The sequence below is a fragment of the Paraburkholderia sp. BL25I1N1 genome (assembly GCF_003002025.1).
In the GTDB taxonomy this organism is placed as follows: Bacteria; Pseudomonadota; Gammaproteobacteria; order Burkholderiales; family Burkholderiaceae; genus Paraburkholderia.
Genome location: NZ_PVZB01000047.1, coordinates 1 through 17,117 on the forward strand (window position 1 = coordinate 1; position 17,117 = coordinate 17,117).

The window sequence follows — 17,117 nt, forward strand, 5'->3', positions numbered from 1 at the left end:
CGATTTCTTTCCCATCAACATTCTCCAAAGTGTATTTACTCTCGGCGGGCAGCGGCGAAGAGAAAGCGCAAAGTTGCGAATCGGATGCCTAAGAGTACCACCCTCGTGAATTCGAGCGATCACTGCCTCGGTTTGTGTCCGCCTCGTCCGTCGGCGAATCCATGAAACTGAAGATCGCCGGTCACGCGCGCGCCCGGCATTTACCCCAGCAAGCAGGTGGGAGTTTCCCCTGGGGGCGACAACGGCCTGACTTCGGTCGTTCGGTCTTAAGCAGGCCGAAAGTCCGTTCGGGGTGTGCGCCGTGAAAAGGTGGCGCTTTCCAGCGGGTGTAAGCCCCGCCCGGCAACCGCTTCAGCCGGAAGCAACCGGAGCAGTCATGGAGGTAACGAAGTGGCTGAAGCCTTCGGGTAAGCGTGTCACGAATTGGTGACAGCGCGAGTGTGCAGGCCGTAACGCGAGTGAACGCTGAGCAAACCTCGAAAAGGACGTTGCGCAGGCCGACCCGGCAACCCTATCGGGGAAGGCTGATACGACTGGGTGAATGAGCAGGCTGGACGCCCAGTCGCTGCGCCGGGGTAGTGGCGACAGCATGTACACAAGGAAAGCGTACGCAACACGGGAAGTCCCTCGGCGTGGTCAGGGATGACCAACCGGACACCCGTGAGGGACAGGCCGGGCGCCTTGGGATGACGGAGAGGCCCGTAGTACCGGTGAAGCGGGTAATGCCGGTGGAGGGAAGGGGCCTCAGTTCAAGACAGACGCAATACGTAGTGAGGACGCGGAGGTTGGGCAACCTATCAACTCCGATTCGTGTTCAGAAGCTGCAGACGGCGTTACACGCGAAAGTGAAGGCAGAAGCTGGGTACCGCTTCTACGCGCTGTACGACAAGATCTATCGTGAGGATGTGCTGGCGCATGCGTACGCCCAGTGCCGCTCTAACAAGGGCGCGCCGGGTGTCGACCGACAGGACTTCGCGGAGGTCGAAGCGCACGGGGTGCAGAAGTGGCTCGGCGAACTGGCGCTTGCGATTGATTGGCGCGTTCACAGGGGTCTCCTGGCGGCTCCCTCGGAAGCGCGTTTATCCACAACTGCTCAGCCAGCGAGCGGGGCGCGCCTCGCGGTCCGATTACCGACCCTATCGCTCGTTTGAACAGGGAGGTCGCACCTCCGGCAGCGGCGAAAAAACTTCAACGCTGCGTGTAAAAGCCGGCCGGCATTTCGCCGTTACGTCCTTTACGACCGCGGCGTGATGCGCACTCGAAGTTGCGCATCTGGCCGGCCTCGAGGCCGCAATGCCATGATGGTCAAGGTGAAACGTAGCGGCGGCGAAGTGCGCGTGCCACGGCGGTTGTGCCGGTTTCCAGTGGGAATGCCGGTTGCTGCGCCGACAGCGTGCATCAGGTCCGTAACGTAAGGCACGATTCTGGCCATGCGTTCGGTAGTGACTTCAAAACAGCGGGAGACAGACAGTGAACACGAGAAGACAGACGTTGTTAGCTGCAGCGCTTTTGATCACAGTATCCGCCCTATGCGGCGGGTGTAACCGTTCCAACGATTCGACAAACGATCACTCCCCGAGCAGTATGCAAGCAGCCAGCGGGCCGCAGGTCGCGGCGCCCGCCACCGCCGCGAGCGATCACCCCGCAGGCGCAAGCCAGTAGGTCCCGGTTCGTTGCAGCGAGAGGCGCGTATATGGGCATCTAACCATACGGGTAACTGATCGAATGAAGCGATCTTCGAACCGTCGCGCCGGCGTCAACACCAGGCTCGGTGCAGGGGCCTCAGGGCTCGTTTGCCATGCAACCGCGAAGCGCGCGCGTCTACATTTCCTTGCGGCCGTTGGCATCTCGGCCGCAGTGCCGAACGTGGCCGGAGCCAGTGCCCCTGTGCAGCAAAGTGCCACGCAACCCGCCGGCGTGCAGGCGCAGCACATCGCTCAACTATGGAATCTTTCGCTGGTCGTCTGCGGGGTCGTATTTGCTCTGGTGCTTCTCGCGACCCTCGTAGCGTTGAAACGCAATCGTGACCGGGACGGGCAAGGACCGCCCATGCGGGCCCCTGACCTGGCTTCGCTCACGCAGCCGGAAGTCCGTACGCGACGCCTCGTCATTGGTGTGAGCATGTTGTCGGTCATCGTCCTTGTTGGACTCATCGTCGCAGACGTGCTCACGGATCGCGCGCTGTCGATGCTGCCCGTGGACAAGCCCGTACGGATTGAGATGGTGGGAGCGCAATGGTGGTGGCAGGTCTCGTACCCAGCCGGAGCCGGACAGCCGGGTTTTGTCACTGCAAACGAGCTGCACGTGCCGGTTGGCCGTCCCGTCATCGTCTCATTGCAGGCAAGCGATGTGATCCACAGTTTCTGGGTGCCGAGCTTGCATGGCAAGAAGGATATGCTTCCGGGCATCGACACCACTATCGAATTTCGCGCTGACCGGGAAGGCGTGTACCGCGGTCAGTGTGCGGAGTTCTGCGGCGTAGAGCATGCGCTCATGGCCATGCTCGTAGTTGCCGACCCGCCCGAGCGCTATGCGGCTTGGATCGCGCAGCAGTCCCAGCCCGCCGCTCAGACAACGGACACCGTCACACTGCATGGCCGCGAAACGTTCGAACGCGCGAGTTGTGCAAATTGCCATACCGTTCGCGGCACTGGCGCATCCGGCACGAACGGCCCGGACCTGACTCACCTGATGAGTAGAAAGACGATTGCCGCGGGCGTTCTGACCAATACGCCGCAAAATCTTGCCGCGTGGATACGCAATCCGAATGCACAGAAACCGGGTACGACGATGCCGGCGGTTCCGCTTTCTGAAGCTGACCGCCTCGCGGTCGTCCGATGGCTTGCGACCCTCCAATGAGCACCACAGAAACATACCATGACCCCGAAGCCCGCTGGCAGGTGAAAGACGGCCCGGACGCGGGCGAAGGCGCGCCCGCCGCGCTTGCGCGGACCTGGCGCGATCCGCGCGGCGTGGCCGGATGGTTTAGCGCGATCGACCATAAGAGCATCGCACGGCGTTTCATGGTCACCACATTTGTCTTCTTCCTGCTGGCGGGGTTGATGGCGCTCGTCATGCGCGCACAACTGGCGCGCCCAGCGAGCCGCCTCGTCGGCCCGGATATGTACGACCAGCTCTTTACGGTTCACGGCACCGCAATGATGTTCCTGTTCGCCGTGCCGGTAATGCAGGCGGTGGCGATGTACCTGATTCCACTGCTAATCGGTGCGCGCAGCGTTGCGTTCCCACGCATGAACGCCTACGCCTACTGGATGTTTCTCTTTGGTGGCCTCACCTTGTTCATCGCATTCGGGCTCGGTGCCGGACCGCGCTCGGGATGGTTCAGTTACGTGCCGCTCGCAGGCCCGGACTACGCAACCGGCAAGGGCAGCGATATCTGGGCGCAGATGATCACGTTTACCGAACTGTCCTCGCTGCTCGTTGCAATCGTGCTGATCACGACGATCCTGAAGATGCGTGCACCGGGCATGTCGCTCAATCGCTTGCCGCTTTTCGCGTGGGCCACGCTCGTTACGCAGTTCATGGTGCTTTTCGCGATGCCGGCGGTGATGCTGGCAAGCACCGCGCTGATTCTCGACCGCCTCGTCGGCACGCAGTTCTACAATCCGGCGCTCGGCGGCGACGTCCTGTTGTGGCAGCACCTGTTCTGGTTCTTCGGCCATCCCGAGGTCTACCTGATTTTCATACCGGCACTTGGTTTCATGTCGTCGATCATCGAGACGTTCGCGCGCCGTCCGATCTTCGGCTATTCTGCGATGGTCCTATCCCTGATCGCGACGGCGTTCCTCGCGTTTGGACTGTGGGTTCACCACATGTTCGCGACAGCCGTTCCCGACCTTGGCAAGACCTTCTTCACGGCGGCAAGCGTGCTGATCGCGGTGCCGTCGGGCGTTCAGATCTATTGCTGGCTGGCTACGCTGCTCACGGGGCGGCTGCACTTGAAACCGCCACTCCTGTTCGTTCTCGCATTCTTTTTTATTCTCGTGCTCGGCGGGCTGACAGGCATCATGCTCGGCGCGGTGCCACTCGATCTGCAGGTGCACGATACGTATTTTGTCGTGGCCCACCTGCATTACGTCCTGCTCGGCGGCGCCGTATTCCCGCTATTCGGTGCTTTCCACTACTGGTTTCCGAAATTCACTGGCCGCATGCTCGGGGAACGGCTGGCGCGCTGGCAATTCTGGCTGTTCTTCAGCGGCTTCAATGTCGCATTTTTTCCGATGCATCTGCTCGGTTTGCACGGCATGCCTCGTCGCGTGTGGACATATCCGGAAGGTATGGGTTGGGACGGCATGAACCTGATCGCGACCGTCGGGGCATACACGATTGCGCTAAGCGTCCTGCTTTTCATTGTGAACGTGGCCACGAGCCTGCGTTGGGGCGCGCGCGCCGGGAATAATCCGTGGGGAGCGGGCACGCTCGAGTGGAGTGTGCCGAGTGCACCGCCGCCGCATAACTTCGACGCGCTGCCCGTGGTGCGCGGTCGCGCGCCGCTGTGGGAGGGGTACAGTGGGCGGGGCGGCGTGGCCGGGCTCGCAGTCCATGCGCGTGAAGTGCTAACCACTACCGCGTTGGACGCGGTGCCGGACACGCGGCCTCTTTTCCCGGGCCCGTCGATCTGGCCTTTCCTGAGTGCGGTCGCTACGACGGTGTTTTTTATCGGCTCGATATTTACGCCGTCCGCCGTGTGGTGGGGAACGGTGCCGGTCGCGGTGACGATGATCGTCTGGTTCTGGCCCAGCCGGCGGGAGAATCGCGTTGCGCGTGCGCTCGAACGCTGGCCCGAACCTGGTCTCGAGCACAAATCGACACGACAAACGCGCCCTACGAACGCGCGCAACAGTACGTCGGAACGCGGCAGCAGGCGGGAGCGCAAAGCGGTCGAAGTGGTCGACGTGCGAGCGCTCCCCAGCTTCGGCTTCAGTCATCGCAGCCTGATGTGGTGGGCCACCGCGGGGCTAATGCTGATTGAAGGCAGCGTCTTTGCCATGGCAATCGGCATGTACTTCTATCTGCGTACGGTGAACGCGGCATGGCCTCTGCATGCGCCGCCGCCTTCGCTTACGTGGGGGACGATCAACACCGCACTGCTTGTCGCGAGCCTGTGGCCGAACCAGCTTGCGAAAAATGCGGCGCAACAGGGGCAGCGTGAGAAAGCGCGCTCGTGGCTGCTTGTCTGTCTAGCGTTCGCGCTCGCGTTTCTCGTGGTGCGGGGATTCGAGTTTTCCGCGCTGAATGTCATCTGGTACGCCAATGCGTACGGGTCAATTGTCTGGGTGCTGCTCGGGTTGCACACCACACACCTGATTACCGACACCGTGGACACAGCCGTGCTCACCGCGCTGCTCTACACGGGCCCGTTCGAAAAACGCAGGCTGCTCGACACGAGCGAGAACGCGGTCTACTGGTATTTCGTCGTGCTGACTTGGCTACCCATTTACGCAGTCATTTATCTCGTGCCACGGGTGCATCTATGAAACGCGCCGACATGTCCGTCTGGCCAGGTCTCCTGGCCGCGCCGGTGGCGGTGCTCGGCGCGCAGAGCATCAACTACGCTCTCGTGCAGGTGGCGTGCAGGACCGGCAGCCACGTGGCGCTTGATGCGGTAAGCGCGGCCGGCTTCCTGTTCTGCGTTGCAGCGGCGTGGCTCGCCTATCGCCGCTGGCGCGCTGCTGCAAGCGTGCCCGCCGCGAACTATGTCTCGCATGGCGCCCGTCGGCCGTTTTTTGCGCTCATGGCGATGGCCGTGGCCGCGCTGTGCGCGCTGATCCAGTTGATGATGTGGTTTCCACAATGGCTCCTGTCACCCTGCCGATGAGGGCGGCGTACCGCGCGGCATGCCGCATCGCCGCGCCTGCCGCCATGCTGCTACACCCTTCGCCGACGTGGGCGCATGTGCTTACCGACGCGGAGAAAGCAGCGCCGTCGTTCGGCTGGTCGTTCGACGCATGGGTTGCTGTGCTCCTGTTTGTCAGTACGGCCGCCTACGCGAGCGGCTATCTTCGGTTGTTGCGGCGCGGTTCGCGGCGCAGCCGCTCGCGGCGGACCTGGCACGCCGGCGCATTCGCGACCGGGACGCTCGCCCTGATATTCGCGTTGTGCTCCCCGCTCGACAGGCTTTCCGCAGCGCTTTTTTCCGCGCACATGGTCCAGCATGAAACGATGATGCTGATTGCCGCACCGCTTCTCGTGCTCGGGCGCCCGCTCGGTGTATGGATCTGGTCTCTGCCGCGAGCGGGACGCCGCTGGGTTGGGCGGTCGGTGCTGGCACCCACGTTCGCGCGCGTCTGGCGCCGCATCACATCACCGCTCGCGGGATGGATGCTGCATGCCGCAGCGCTGTGGGGCTGGCATGCGCCGGCGCTGTTCGAGGCCGCCCTCGCGCAACCGTGGATACATACGCTGCAGCATACGAGCTTCATGCTGAGCGCGCTGGTTTTCTGGTGGACCGTATTCGGCGAAGGCGTGTCCCGTCGATCAGGCGGCCATGCAATGCTGTCCGTCTTCACGACCATGGTCCATACCAGCGCGCTCGGCGCGTTGATCGCGCTCGCGCCAGGCCTGTGGTATCCGTCTTACGTCGAGCCCACCAGTGCGCTCGGCTTCGATCCGTTACTCGACCAGCAGGCGGGTGGGCTCATCATGTGGGTGCCGGGCGCGGCGGCTTATCTGATTGGCGGCCTGACGATTGGGATGCGATGGCTGCGCGGCTATGAGCCGCCACGAGCCCGCGCGGAATCCGCCGCGGCCTTGTCGGGGGAGAGCGCGCAATGAGCGCACTACCTACATTGCGCAGATGTGCGGCAAGCCGGTCATCGCAGATACTGGCCGTCATACCGTTCATGCTGGCAGTCGTTTGGCCAGCTTCGGCATTGCACGACGTGTACGGTGAGGAAGCGTCAGCCGCGCGCATGACCGGTGCGGCAGGTAAGAGTGCGGCCTCCGGCCCCGCAGCCGCTTTGCCGACGCTCGCAATGACACAGTCCGACGCTGCGATGCTCGCCCGCGGAGCGTATGTCGCCAAAGCCGGCGATTGCGCGGGTTGCCACACAGCGACCCAAGGCGGTGCGCCGTACGCGGGCGGCCTCGGCATCAGTTCGCCATTTGGCACCATCGAGTCGACCAACATCACGCCCGACCCCCGTTTCGGAATCGGCGCATACAGTTACGACGACTTTTCGCGCGTCTTGCGCAAAGGCATTGCACGCGGCGGCAAGCGGCTCTATCCGGCCATGCCGTACACGGCCTACGCGAAGATGGACGAAGCCGATCTGCGGGCACTCTACGCGTTCATGATGCACGGCGTTGCGCCGGTGCCGAAGCCCAACATCAAGTCAGATGTCTCCTTTCCATTCAACCAGCGTTGGGGCCTGTGGATCTGGCAGATGGCCTTCGTGCCTGACAAGCCTTATGAGCCGCGTGCCGCCCATGACGCACAGTGGAATCGCGGAGCCTATCTGGTGCAATCCCTCGGACATTGCGGCAGTTGTCACACGCCGCGCGGCGCGGCGTACCAGGAAAGCGGGACCGACGAATCGTCGGCAAATTTTCTGACCGGCAGCGTCAATGACCATTGGTTCGCGCCGAATCTTACCGGTGACCGCGGCTCAGGCTTGGGTCGCTGGCAGGCGAACGAAATTGCCGCGTTTCTGAAGACGGGACATGCTGACGGTAACGTCGCCTACGGCAGCATGGTCCAGCAAATCGAGGACAGTTCGCAATATCTCACGGACGACGATCTGCTTGCCATCGGCCGCTATCTCAAGTCATTGCCGCCGCGCGGGGCCTCGGGTACTTACGCGCCGCGCGAGGACGCTGCGCGCAAACCAATCAACGGCAGCCGGGTGCCGGACACGCTATCGGTGGGCTTCAATGTGTATCGATCGTTTTGCGCGCAGTGTCATGGCGCGGCGGGCGAGGGGGTGCGCAACGCTTTTCCCGCTCTTGCGGGCAATTCGTCAGTGCTCGCGGAGGACACGACGTCGCTGATTCGCCTCATGGTGGAAGGTGGCAATAGCCCTTCGACGCTGACCGGGCCGCGGCGCCAGCAGATGCCGCGTTTCGCCGGGACGCTGGCCGACGTGCAGATCGCCCAGGTGCTGACTTACATTCGCGGCGCGTGGGGCAACAACGCACAGCAGCTCACTGCGAACGACGTCAGTTCGCTGCGGGACAAACTGCACAAATAGCGTTCTGCAAAGGGGGATGGGCATTGAATCGCCGCCCTCTTTTGCGGCCAGCGGGCACTGCCGTTGCGCCGTGACAGGCTCCGCTCACCGTATGAGGAGTGCACCGTCGCACAGCGCAAGACCATCGATGATCTGTTTGTCCACATACTTTCCGATATCTATAGTGCGGAAAAGCAGTTGACCAATGCCCTGGCTAAGCTGTCAAGCGCCGCTTCCGATCCGCAACTGGTGAAGCGCTCAAGCTTTACCTTGAAGAAACGCGAGGGCAGGTGGAACGGATCGATCAGGTTGTCGAGACGTGCAACATCCGTTTGAAGCGAATGAAGTGCGTGGCAATGGAAGGATTGATCGAGGAAGGTCAGGAACTGATCGACGAGATCGAGAAAGGGCCGGTCCTGGACGCGGGGCTCGTGGCCGCGGCGCAGAAGGTCGAGCATTACGAAATCGCTGCATACGGCAGTCTTTGCGCTATCGGTAAGCAACTTCGTTTCGCCGAGGGGGTGAAGCTGCTCGAGGCAACGCTCGAGGAAGAAAAGGCGACTGATCTGAAGTTGAGTGAGTTTGCCGAAAGGGCGGGTAACGCGAATGCCTCGCAGCAGGACGGCGAAGATGAAACCACACGAAAGAGCAGCAGTAAGTCGAAGGCTGGCCACGCGAAAGCCGAGGCCTGAACGAGCGTAGAGCGACCTCGGACTGCGGAGCGCGCGAGTGCTCCGCGGCCACTGATACCCTTTGCAAAATTCCAGCGATTCACGCACAGCGGTTCAGGGTATGTGGCTTGCTGCGACGATGCCGAGTCGGCCGTCATCCTGAACACATCAAGAGGGTTCCATGAAAAAAGCATTTGTTGTCACATTCACTTCCAGTATTCTCTGCCTCGCGGGTCCTGCCGCTTTGGCCCAGACGCAAGCCGCATCGACCACCGCCGCTAATCAGCTGCCGCAGGTGGACAAGGATTTCGTGCAGGCCGCGACAATGTCTTCGTCAACCGAGATTGACGCCTCAAAGCTCGCGACCAGCACGTCGACCGATAAAGACGTGAAGTCGTTTGCTCATCATATGATGATGGACCACACCAAGCTGACGCTTCAGTTAAAGATGGCGGCGCCGCATGGTGTAGAAGTTCCCAAGGACAATTCCGATACGGCGGTGCTGGACTCCCTGAAGCCGCTGAAAGGCAAAGCTTTCGACCAGGCGTACATCCAGAAGGTGGGCCTCGAGGGGCACAAGGCGGCGGTAGCGGCGTTCGAGAAGGAAGCCGAGCAAGGGCAGAACGCGGACCTCAAGGCAGCTGCGCAGAAGGCCTTGCCGACCATCAAGGAGCATTACAAAATGGCGCAGGATCTGGCCGCGAAGAAAGGTGTAACCGAGTAACCGGACGCTTCTGTGGCGAGCCTTCTGAGTGGGGCGCGGGCGGAGGTGCACGCGCCCCACCATGCTGTCTACCGGACCGATCGCGCGCTACTGCGCAAACAGCGCGAGCCCATCAAAATCAGCAAGGCGCCCATGCCGAGCGTTGCCAATGGAAAGGTCCCGGCAGTGTTGATGGCAATTTCGCCAGGGCGCTGCGCAAGCAACTGCATCCGCCGCCGCGTCATGCTAGCCCCCAGAGTACGCAGTTCGCTCTTAAGCGCCCGCTCGGCAGCGGGTAGCAACACGGCTTCTTCATCAGCGACGTGATGAATAACTTCACGCATCAATTGAAAAAACGAGCTGTCGTAGGCTGAGTCATCGGGCTTCATCTCTCGAAGTTTGCGGATCATTTTCCGCATTTTGTCGTGCTCAGGCTGGCTCTTGCGCAGCGTATCGTCGTCTGGCAAAACGCGGGCAATGGCGGGATAAAAGATTTCTTCTTCGAGTTGTGCATGAATCTCCAACGCGGCGCAGGTCGAAGAGACGATAGCGCGCTTGCGCCAGCCCAGACCATCCGGATGATACCGATGAAATGCCGCAAGGGCATGCATATGGTCCAGGCGAATCATGGAAGTGATGGTGGGCGACATTGAGAGGTTACCTGATGGCATGTTTTTTCCAGATCAAGGTCAGAGTGCATTGCCGGACGGCCCGCTTGTCGACGGCGAAGGCCGCGAATGCCCTCCCGAAAAAGGGCTTGCTGATCAACACGATCCCTCCGGATGCCGACCTCGGCTTACGAGCGGAAGCTGGTTGAAATAATGTTCAATACGTGACAGCGCATAGAGTGCGGCGGCTGAGCGAACGTCATTGCGCTCGCCGCGAAACCGGCGGGTTTCTGAAAAGGTCACGATAGCTTCTTCGCGCGTGCGGAATGACCAGGCAAAACATTGCGTGCCCGCAGGCGGATCGCCTTCAGGAACCTCGTCGGCCACGCCCGTGTTCGACACCGCTACATCTGCGCAGCAACCTTCCTGGCAAAGCGCACCTTCTGCCATTTCTTTTGCAACTTCCTCGCTGGTCAGCCCGTAGTCACGGATCGTGGTTGCTTTTACACCGAGGAATCCGACCTTGCCCGAAGGGGAGTAGCTGATGAACCCCACATCCAGACAGGAGCCGCTGCCGGGCACCGTTGCGAGATACGACGCAATTTGACCTGCCGTGCAGGATTCAGCAGTGGCGAGTCTGAGGCGACGCGACGACAGGAACGATACGGCTGATTCCGGAATTTTCATCGTGCCCCCGACCATTGTCTCCACACGCGTCTTAGCGCAATTTGCGGACCACCTACCAAAGCAAAGGCAGCAGGCTTTCTTTGATTCTGTGGCTGCCAGGCATAGCGCATGCGCGTCAACGATAGACAGGGCTCGGCGAGGGGAAGCAGGATCAGGCGGCGGATCACTTGGCGCCCCATGCATGCGCTTCACGAGATTCGCCTCTCTCGCACATTATTGCCGGTTCTACGGAAGCTGCTTATGCGTAGCTTGCGGGCATGGCGAACAAGGAGAAAGCCGATAAGGTCTTCGGTCATACCACCGCCGGACTTTTTTTGGCTACTCGCATCTGACCGGAGGCTATCCCGGCGGCCAGGCGGAATATGTTCGCGTTCCGATGGCAGACACTACACACGTCAAGATTCCGGAGGGACTCACCGACGAGCAGGTCCTGTTTCTCGGTGACATTTTCCCAACTGGGTGGCAGGCCGCGCTGAACCGCGATATTCAGCCCGACGACACCGTTGCCATCGGGGGCGCGGGACCGGTCGGGCAGATGGCAATTCGTAGCGCGATCCTGCCGGGTGCAAAGCAGGTGGTCGTGATCGACGTGTGCCTGAGCGGCTCGCCATGGCGCAAGCGAGCGGGGCAGTCACGATCAACTTCGATCAGGAAAGCGTCCTTGATCGCCTCAAGGACCTCACGCAGGGAAAAGGTCCGGAAAAGTGCATCGACGCGGTCGGCATGGAATCGCACGCTACGCGCTCGTTCGACGCCGTGTACGACAGGGTCAAGCAAGCGGTGATGCTGGAGACAGATCGCCCGCATGTGCTGCGTGAAATGATCTACGTGTGCCGCCCTGCAGGTACGCCCTCGGTGCCGGGTGTGTATGGCGGACTGATCGACAAAATCCCGTTCGGCGCTTCGATGAACAAGGGGCCGACCTGGAAGATGGGGCAGACCCACGTCAACCGGTGGACCGACGATCTGCTCAAACGCATACAGGAAGGTCAGATCGATCCTTCTTTTGTTGTTACTTACACAGTGTCGCTGGAAGATGGTCCTGGCATGTACCAACATTCCGCGACAAGGAGGACGGTTGCATCAAGGTGGTACTCAAACCGTAGTGCGAGCGGACAGCAGGCGCGATCGAGGGACGATGCAATGCGACCGGAACCCGCGCGCTGAACGAGACGATTGAATTGAATCGACGAAATAGCGATTCAAGTTCAAAGCAAAAGTCCACGCATGGCAGGAATACCGCTTGCAGCGCCATCCGTTATGCAACGGACGCGACGCTTACGCAGCGTGCCGGGTACGAAGGTGTCGGCGTGGCCGAAAAGATCGGTGAGCACGTGCGCGATTCGAAAACCGGCGACCGCGTCGTCATTCCGTCGACAGTGGCATGCGGCTATCGCTGTGGCGATTTGCAACGCGTTCAAGATCGCGTCCGAGGTCGAACATCCGCGCCAGATTTACGGGCTGTCTAACGGTGACATCCTTGTGGTGGTCGGGCGCGCATGCGCCTGTCGTGACCGGCTTCGTGCAATGGCGCAACGCCCGTACCTGTGCGAGGCATGCCCAATGCTCACTTAACGGGCGACGCCGTGCGCACGTTCCTTACTTACCAAGGCAGGCCTGCGGCTATAACGAACAGGAGCTAATGCCATGAACCGCAGACTGAATTACGCCGCCGCCGTCCTTTGTATCGCCGCCATGGCGGCAGCCGGAGCAGGCTGCAAACGTGCAGGTAACGAGAGCGGTAAGCTTTCTTCAATGGATGCCGCCAGCAGCGGTGTGATAAGCAACTCCGCGGCGCCGAACGGCACGGACAGTAGCGACGCCGCGAAACGTGCGAACGCTTCCGCCGGTTCGGCGGCAAGCAGCGTTGGCCCTGCCGGCAGCGAGGCGACGGCGAATCAGTCGCCGAACGCGCAGCCCTCCAGTTCGCAATAACGCTGCGCCGGCTCTGTGCTTCAGGTTGCCAGGTGGCGCGCGGCGTCCAGGTGCCGCTCACTTGAGCGCCGGGTGGGCGCAGCGCCGAATGAAGAGGGCCACGATTTCGCGAGTCGGAACGCTCGCCGGCAAAGTGGCAATCTTTCGAGGGGTGAACCATCCACACGCCGCAATTTCATTGCTGGCGCGGGCTGGCACATCCGGCGCCAATTCGGCGAGAAAAACATAATGCCGTTTGGCGAGCCCGCCGAATTGAAAGAGATAGTCGAGACTCAGCGGGCTAATCGACGTCTCTTCCACCAATTCCCGACGGCACGCTTCGGCCGGGGTCTCGGACACGGTTCGCTTGCCGCCGGGCAATGACTACCTGGTCACTCGCGAGGAGTGCTCGCGAGCGACGAGTAGTATGCGCCCGTCACGAATGCATATGGCGGTCGATCTGTCTTCCATGGCTTCTGGTATTTGGGTCCGCTGTACATGAATGGCCGAGTAGTTCCATAGCGAGCCAGGACTTCTCTGTCCGCCGGCCGCGCGACGCAGTCGACAGGCGGCTGGATGCGAAAAAAATGCCCACCTCGCTGGGTGGGCGGCGCGCATGCGAACCACGCAAATCCGGTGCGGTAGAACCTGCGCTCCATCCCCAACTTTTAAGCTCGTTTCGAAAGTCCCGCCTGCCAGTCCGAGTTGCCGCGCCAGGCAATCAGTGATTCAAAGCAGACCAAACGACTTGCGATTAACTGCCTGTCCGCAACCGCTGTTCCCGTCACCCGCGAAATGTCTGATTGGATTCGGAACGCTACGATTGAAGACCGGAAATACCGGTTGCAAGAGCGGATACGTACTGTCCCATCTGCAAAGCAGGCCGAATCATGTGGAAACCGATCCCACTATCGTGAACTGGTTGTCGGTGTCGGACCTGTATCAACTCCCCGTATCGGTGGGCGGCTGCTGTGGGCATCGCGAAGCGACGCACGCATCACACCGGCAATCGAGCAACCGGTATTCCTGGCGTAAACCAGCGCGCCGTCGGCCACTTCCTACAGTTCGCCGCGCGCAGCGAGTTCGACGATACGGTCGGCGGTCCGGCAGGCTATGGCCTGGATTGTCAGCGAAGGATTCACGCCGCCCACGGTCGGAAACACTGAACCGTCGCAGACCCACAAGTTCGGGATATCCCAACTGCGGCAGTCGGCGTTGACCACGCTCGTCGACGGATGCGCGCCCATGCGCGCCGTGCCGTTGAGGTGGCACGTGTCGTCGGTTTCGCGCCAGATGTCGATGCCGCCAGCTGCCGCGAGCGCCTGTTCCATGAAGTTCAGCGAGTGCGTGATCAGCCGCTTGTCGTTGTCGCACATCGAATACGTTACGCGCGCGACGGGCAGACCGTACTGGTCTTTCTCATCGGCGAGCGTTACGCGGTTGCGTTCCTGCGGCAACATCTCGCCGACTATCTTCAGACCGGCCTGATGGTTATACTTTTGCATCTCGCGGGTCAGTGCATCGCCCCACAAACCGCGCCCGTTCTGCACGCTCGCCCAGGCAACAGGCAGCGGCCCCTGGCTCATATACGCGTAACCGCCGAAGAAGTCTTTACCCGTGTCCTTGTAGTTCCAGTGTTCGGTAATGGCGAGCGAAGGCGGTCCCTTGTACCAGCGGATTTCTTCGTCGAAGGTGCCGTAGACGGCCTGATTCGACTGCGCCATCAGGTTCTTGCCGACAAGCCCCGAGCTATTCGCGAGACCGTCCGGATAGCGTCCGTTCGCCGACATCAGCAACAAGCGCGGTGTTTCGATCGCGTAGCCCGCCACCACCACGTTTTTCGCGCGCTGGAATTGCCAGCGTCCTTCGCGCAGATATTCCACGCCGGTAACAAGGCCTGCGTCGTTGGTGGCAATTCGACCCACCATTGCCAGATCGCGTATCTCGGCGCCGGCGTTCACCGCGCGTGGAATCCACGTGACAAGCGCGCTTTGCTTGGCATTGGTCGCGCAGCCCGACGTGCAGAATCCGCGATACACGCAGGGATGCGCTTTGCCGCGCGGCGCGGATAGTGTTGCGAGCGGCGTCGCGGTCCAGTCGATACCCAGCGCCTGCGCGCCGCGCGCGAGCACGAGCGCCGCGGCATTCAGTTCGTGCGCGCGATACGGATAGCGCGGGCGCTTCGGTCCCCACGGGTAGTTGACCGGCCCGGAAATCTTCAATGCGTCTTCGACCTGTGTGTAATAGCGCCACATCTCCTGCCAGTCGAGCGGCCAGTCGGCGCCATAACCGAGCACGCTGCGCGACTTGAACCACTCCGGTCGAAAGCGCAGCGACACCATTGCAAAGTGCACCGTGCTGCCGCCAACCGCTTTGCCGCTGTTGTTATTGCCGAGCTGGAGCGGGTTTTCGCCGTCGCAGATGCGCTCGTCGGTCCAGTAGAGCTTGGACTGGTGGTGTTCGTCAGAGGCGAATTCTTCGAGTGGGCGCCACCACGCGCCGGCATCGAATGCGACGACGCTAAAGCCCTGTTCCGCCAGCCGGCAGGCGAGCGCGCCGCCGCCCGCGCCGGTGCCGACAATCGCGAAATCGACTTCCTCGCCGTTCGGATATTCGCGCATCGGTATCCAGCCGCCGCGCTCGAACACATCGGGAGCGCGCCCGTTCGTGCCACGTGGATGATGTTGCGCTTCATCGAGCACGCTGGTTCTCCTTACGGGCTTTGTCCGTGTCGCCGGGTTTGGCCTCGGCGGCCTCCCACGGGTCGCGGCGGTCGTAGTAAAGGCGCACGTAGCCCCGCGGATTCGCCGGCCCGCCAAAGCCCATTTCGCTCCACGCGTGGGGGTGTGCGTAGTACATGCCGCAGATATCGTGCAGCAGACGTTCGGCGAAGAACACGGCGGCGGGCATGCCGTTCCACGCGTCGCCGGTCAGCTCGCCGCGTTGCATCGAGTCGAGCAGTGCGTGCTGACCCGGCTTGTCGAGGCTGCCGAACGGCAGACCGTGACGCGCGCGGCTTTCCACATCGAGCGCGGCAAGGCCCGTGCGCCACGCCTGCTGCAGCGGCGGCAGACGTGCGTCGCGATACCCGTCGCCGGTATTTTGCGCGAGCTTTGCGTCGAGCAGCTGCGCAAGCGGCACCACCGGCTGCGCATTCGCCTGCGGCACGATGCACGCGCACACGGCGCACACCGCCAGCCATTCGACGGCGTTAAAGAAATGCGGCTCGGCGGGCGTGGCGAGCCGCTGCGCGATCACTGCGCGAGTGGCCTCGTCCCACGACGGCGTGTCGCGTTTGTCGAGCACGTCGTAGCCCGGATAGCGGGTGGCTCTCTTCGCGTGCCTGGTATCGTTCATGTTTCGCTCTCCCTCAAACGCAAAGCGGCGAGACCGGCCAGTGCCAAGGCCGAGAAGCTGGGTGGCGCGGGCAACGGCGGTCCGCTGAAGATGTTCTGGCTCCAGTTGCGCCAGCCGCCTTGCCGGCGCGCGATGCCGCGCGCGTGAAAGCCCGCGCCGACGAAACCGAGCGCCGTGGTAGCGCGCAACCAGAAGCGTGTGAACCAGCGCTCGCGCGGCACGGCGAGCGCGGCCTGGGCAAGCAGCACGGCGGCGAGTGGCGGCACCGAGACGGGTGCATACATTGCGCGATGCTGGAACGCGCCGCGAAAATGCAGCAGCGCGGCCTCACCCGCTGTGCCGATCAACCCCGCGCTGACCAGCAGACCAAGCGCGCGCCCGGCCTGCATGCCGAACAATTGCGGATCGTGCGTCGGCTCGTCGCGCAGTTGTTCCGCCACCGCGCCTAGCGCGCCGGAGAGCAACAGCGCCATTGGCGCGCCTACCGGCGCGGCGTGAAAGAGGTTGTTCCAGCTCCAGCCGCCGGGACGCTTCGTGACGTTGTACAGATGGAAACCGGTTCCCGCGATGCCCGCGGCGGCGGCGGCGAGATAGATGGCATGACGCACCTGATGCGTCTGCTGCCGGTGATCGCGTCCGCCATGCAGACCGGCGAGCAAGGACAGCGTGCCGGAGACGAGCGGCGTGAACATCGCCGGATTGTCGAACGATCCGCGATAGTGCTCCATGGCGCTGTCGGCGAGCACCGAGAGCGCGAGCAGCGCGGAACTGTGATTGAAACGCTGAGCAGCGGCGATATGCGCTCGAACACGCGGTGTCCGCAGCGCGGGCGATCGGACGGGTCTCGCGAACGCGTCCCTGATTGCACCGATCTCCTGCGTGCCAGCCGTTTCGTGCTTCGCCGGACGCAACGCCAGCGCCGCCACGGCGGTCACGCCGGCGACCGCGTACAGCAGGCCCGGAAGTCGTTGAGAGGTCATGCGTCGTT

At 62.2% G+C, this 17,117-nt stretch carries 14 protein-coding genes and 2 pseudogenes; 10 read left to right on the forward strand and 6 right to left on the reverse strand.

What is annotated here, in order from left to right; translation table 11 throughout:
* The first annotated feature begins 785 nt into the window (after positions 1-785).
* The 8 genes and pseudogenes from B0G73_RS38330 (at position 786) to B0G73_RS38365 (ending at position 9,584) form a co-directional block, all read left to right on the forward strand.
* Entirely contained in the window at positions 786-1,151 is a 366-nt protein-coding gene (locus B0G73_RS38330; RefSeq protein WP_258194164.1) for a hypothetical protein, read from the forward strand.
* Between the two features lie 574 nt (positions 1,152-1,725).
* Entirely contained in the window at positions 1,726-2,859 is a 1,134-nt protein-coding gene (gene coxB / locus B0G73_RS38335; RefSeq protein WP_106286239.1) for a cytochrome c oxidase subunit II, read from the forward strand.
* Entirely contained in the window at positions 2,856-5,498 is a 2,643-nt protein-coding gene (gene ctaD, locus B0G73_RS38340) for a cytochrome c oxidase subunit I (protein WP_106286240.1), read from the forward strand. The genes coxB and ctaD overlap by 4 nt, the downstream gene beginning before the upstream one ends.
* An 11-nt stretch (positions 5,499-5,509) precedes the next feature.
* On the forward strand, positions 5,510-5,839 hold the full coding sequence (locus tag B0G73_RS38345) for a hypothetical protein (protein ID WP_106286263.1): 330 nt from the start codon (positions 5,510-5,512) through the stop codon (positions 5,837-5,839).
* Between the two features lie 44 nt (positions 5,840-5,883).
* On the forward strand, positions 5,884-6,795 hold the full coding sequence (locus B0G73_RS38350; RefSeq protein ID WP_258194167.1) for a cytochrome c oxidase assembly protein: 912 nt from the start codon (positions 5,884-5,886) through the stop codon (positions 6,793-6,795).
* Positions 6,792-8,210: a cytochrome c gene (locus tag B0G73_RS38355; protein WP_258194165.1), complete on the forward strand. Its 1,419-nt coding sequence runs from the start codon at positions 6,792-6,794 to the stop codon at positions 8,208-8,210. Before B0G73_RS38350 ends, B0G73_RS38355 begins: the two co-directional genes overlap by 4 nt.
* Before the next feature lie 63 nt (positions 8,211-8,273).
* A pseudogene (locus tag B0G73_RS38360) lies at positions 8,274-8,881 on the forward strand (ferritin-like domain-containing protein).
* 160 nt (positions 8,882-9,041) lie between these two features.
* Positions 9,042-9,584 (forward strand): DUF4142 domain-containing protein, encoded by a 543-nt coding sequence (locus tag B0G73_RS38365; protein WP_106286243.1) that lies wholly within the window; start codon positions 9,042-9,044, stop codon positions 9,582-9,584.
* 68 nt (positions 9,585-9,652) lie between these two features.
* On the opposite strand, the gene B0G73_RS38370 is transcribed toward B0G73_RS38365, so the two are convergent.
* Together B0G73_RS38370 and B0G73_RS38375 are read right to left on the reverse strand one after the other, a co-directional pair.
* Positions 9,653-10,234, reverse strand: a complete 582-nt coding sequence (locus B0G73_RS38370; RefSeq protein WP_106286244.1) for a hemerythrin domain-containing protein — start codon at positions 10,232-10,234, stop codon at positions 9,653-9,655.
* 93 nt (positions 10,235-10,327) lie between these two features.
* On the reverse strand, positions 10,328-10,858 hold the full coding sequence (locus B0G73_RS38375; RefSeq protein ID WP_106286264.1) for a CinA family protein: 531 nt from the start codon (positions 10,856-10,858) through the stop codon (positions 10,328-10,330).
* Positions 10,859-11,121: 263 nt separating this feature from the next.
* Here B0G73_RS38375 and B0G73_RS38380 point away from each other — a divergent pair.
* Together B0G73_RS38380 and B0G73_RS38390 are read left to right on the forward strand one after the other, a co-directional pair.
* Positions 11,122-11,964, forward strand: a pseudogene (locus tag B0G73_RS38380) (zinc-binding dehydrogenase); the annotation flags it as partial.
* Positions 11,965-12,505: 541 nt separating this feature from the next.
* Positions 12,506-12,793 carry a hypothetical protein gene (locus B0G73_RS38390; RefSeq protein ID WP_106286246.1) on the forward strand — a complete coding sequence of 96 codons (288 nt, stop codon included), beginning with the start codon at positions 12,506-12,508 and terminating at the stop codon, positions 12,791-12,793.
* 57 nt (positions 12,794-12,850) lie between these two features.
* Here B0G73_RS38390 and B0G73_RS38395 read toward each other — a convergent pair whose 3' ends face one another.
* From B0G73_RS38395 to B0G73_RS38410, 4 genes are all read right to left on the reverse strand, one after another.
* A complete protein-coding gene (locus B0G73_RS38395; RefSeq protein WP_308706164.1) occupies positions 12,851-13,153 on the reverse strand; it encodes an NUDIX domain-containing protein in 303 nt (100 codons plus the stop codon).
* 677 nt (positions 13,154-13,830) lie between these two features.
* Entirely contained in the window at positions 13,831-15,474 is a 1,644-nt protein-coding gene (locus tag B0G73_RS38400; RefSeq protein ID WP_106286247.1) for a GMC family oxidoreductase, read from the reverse strand.
* Positions 15,464-16,129, reverse strand: coding sequence for a gluconate 2-dehydrogenase subunit 3 family protein (locus B0G73_RS38405; RefSeq protein ID WP_106286248.1), 666 nt, complete (start codon positions 16,127-16,129; stop codon positions 15,464-15,466). Before B0G73_RS38405 ends, B0G73_RS38400 begins: the two co-directional genes overlap by 11 nt.
* The gene (locus B0G73_RS38410; protein ID WP_106286249.1) at positions 16,126-17,109 is read right to left on the reverse strand and encodes a hypothetical protein; all 984 of its coding nucleotides are present in this window, start codon (positions 17,107-17,109) and stop codon (positions 16,126-16,128) included. The genes B0G73_RS38405 and B0G73_RS38410 overlap by 4 nt, the downstream gene beginning before the upstream one ends.
* Positions 17,110-17,117: the final 8 nt, after the last annotated feature.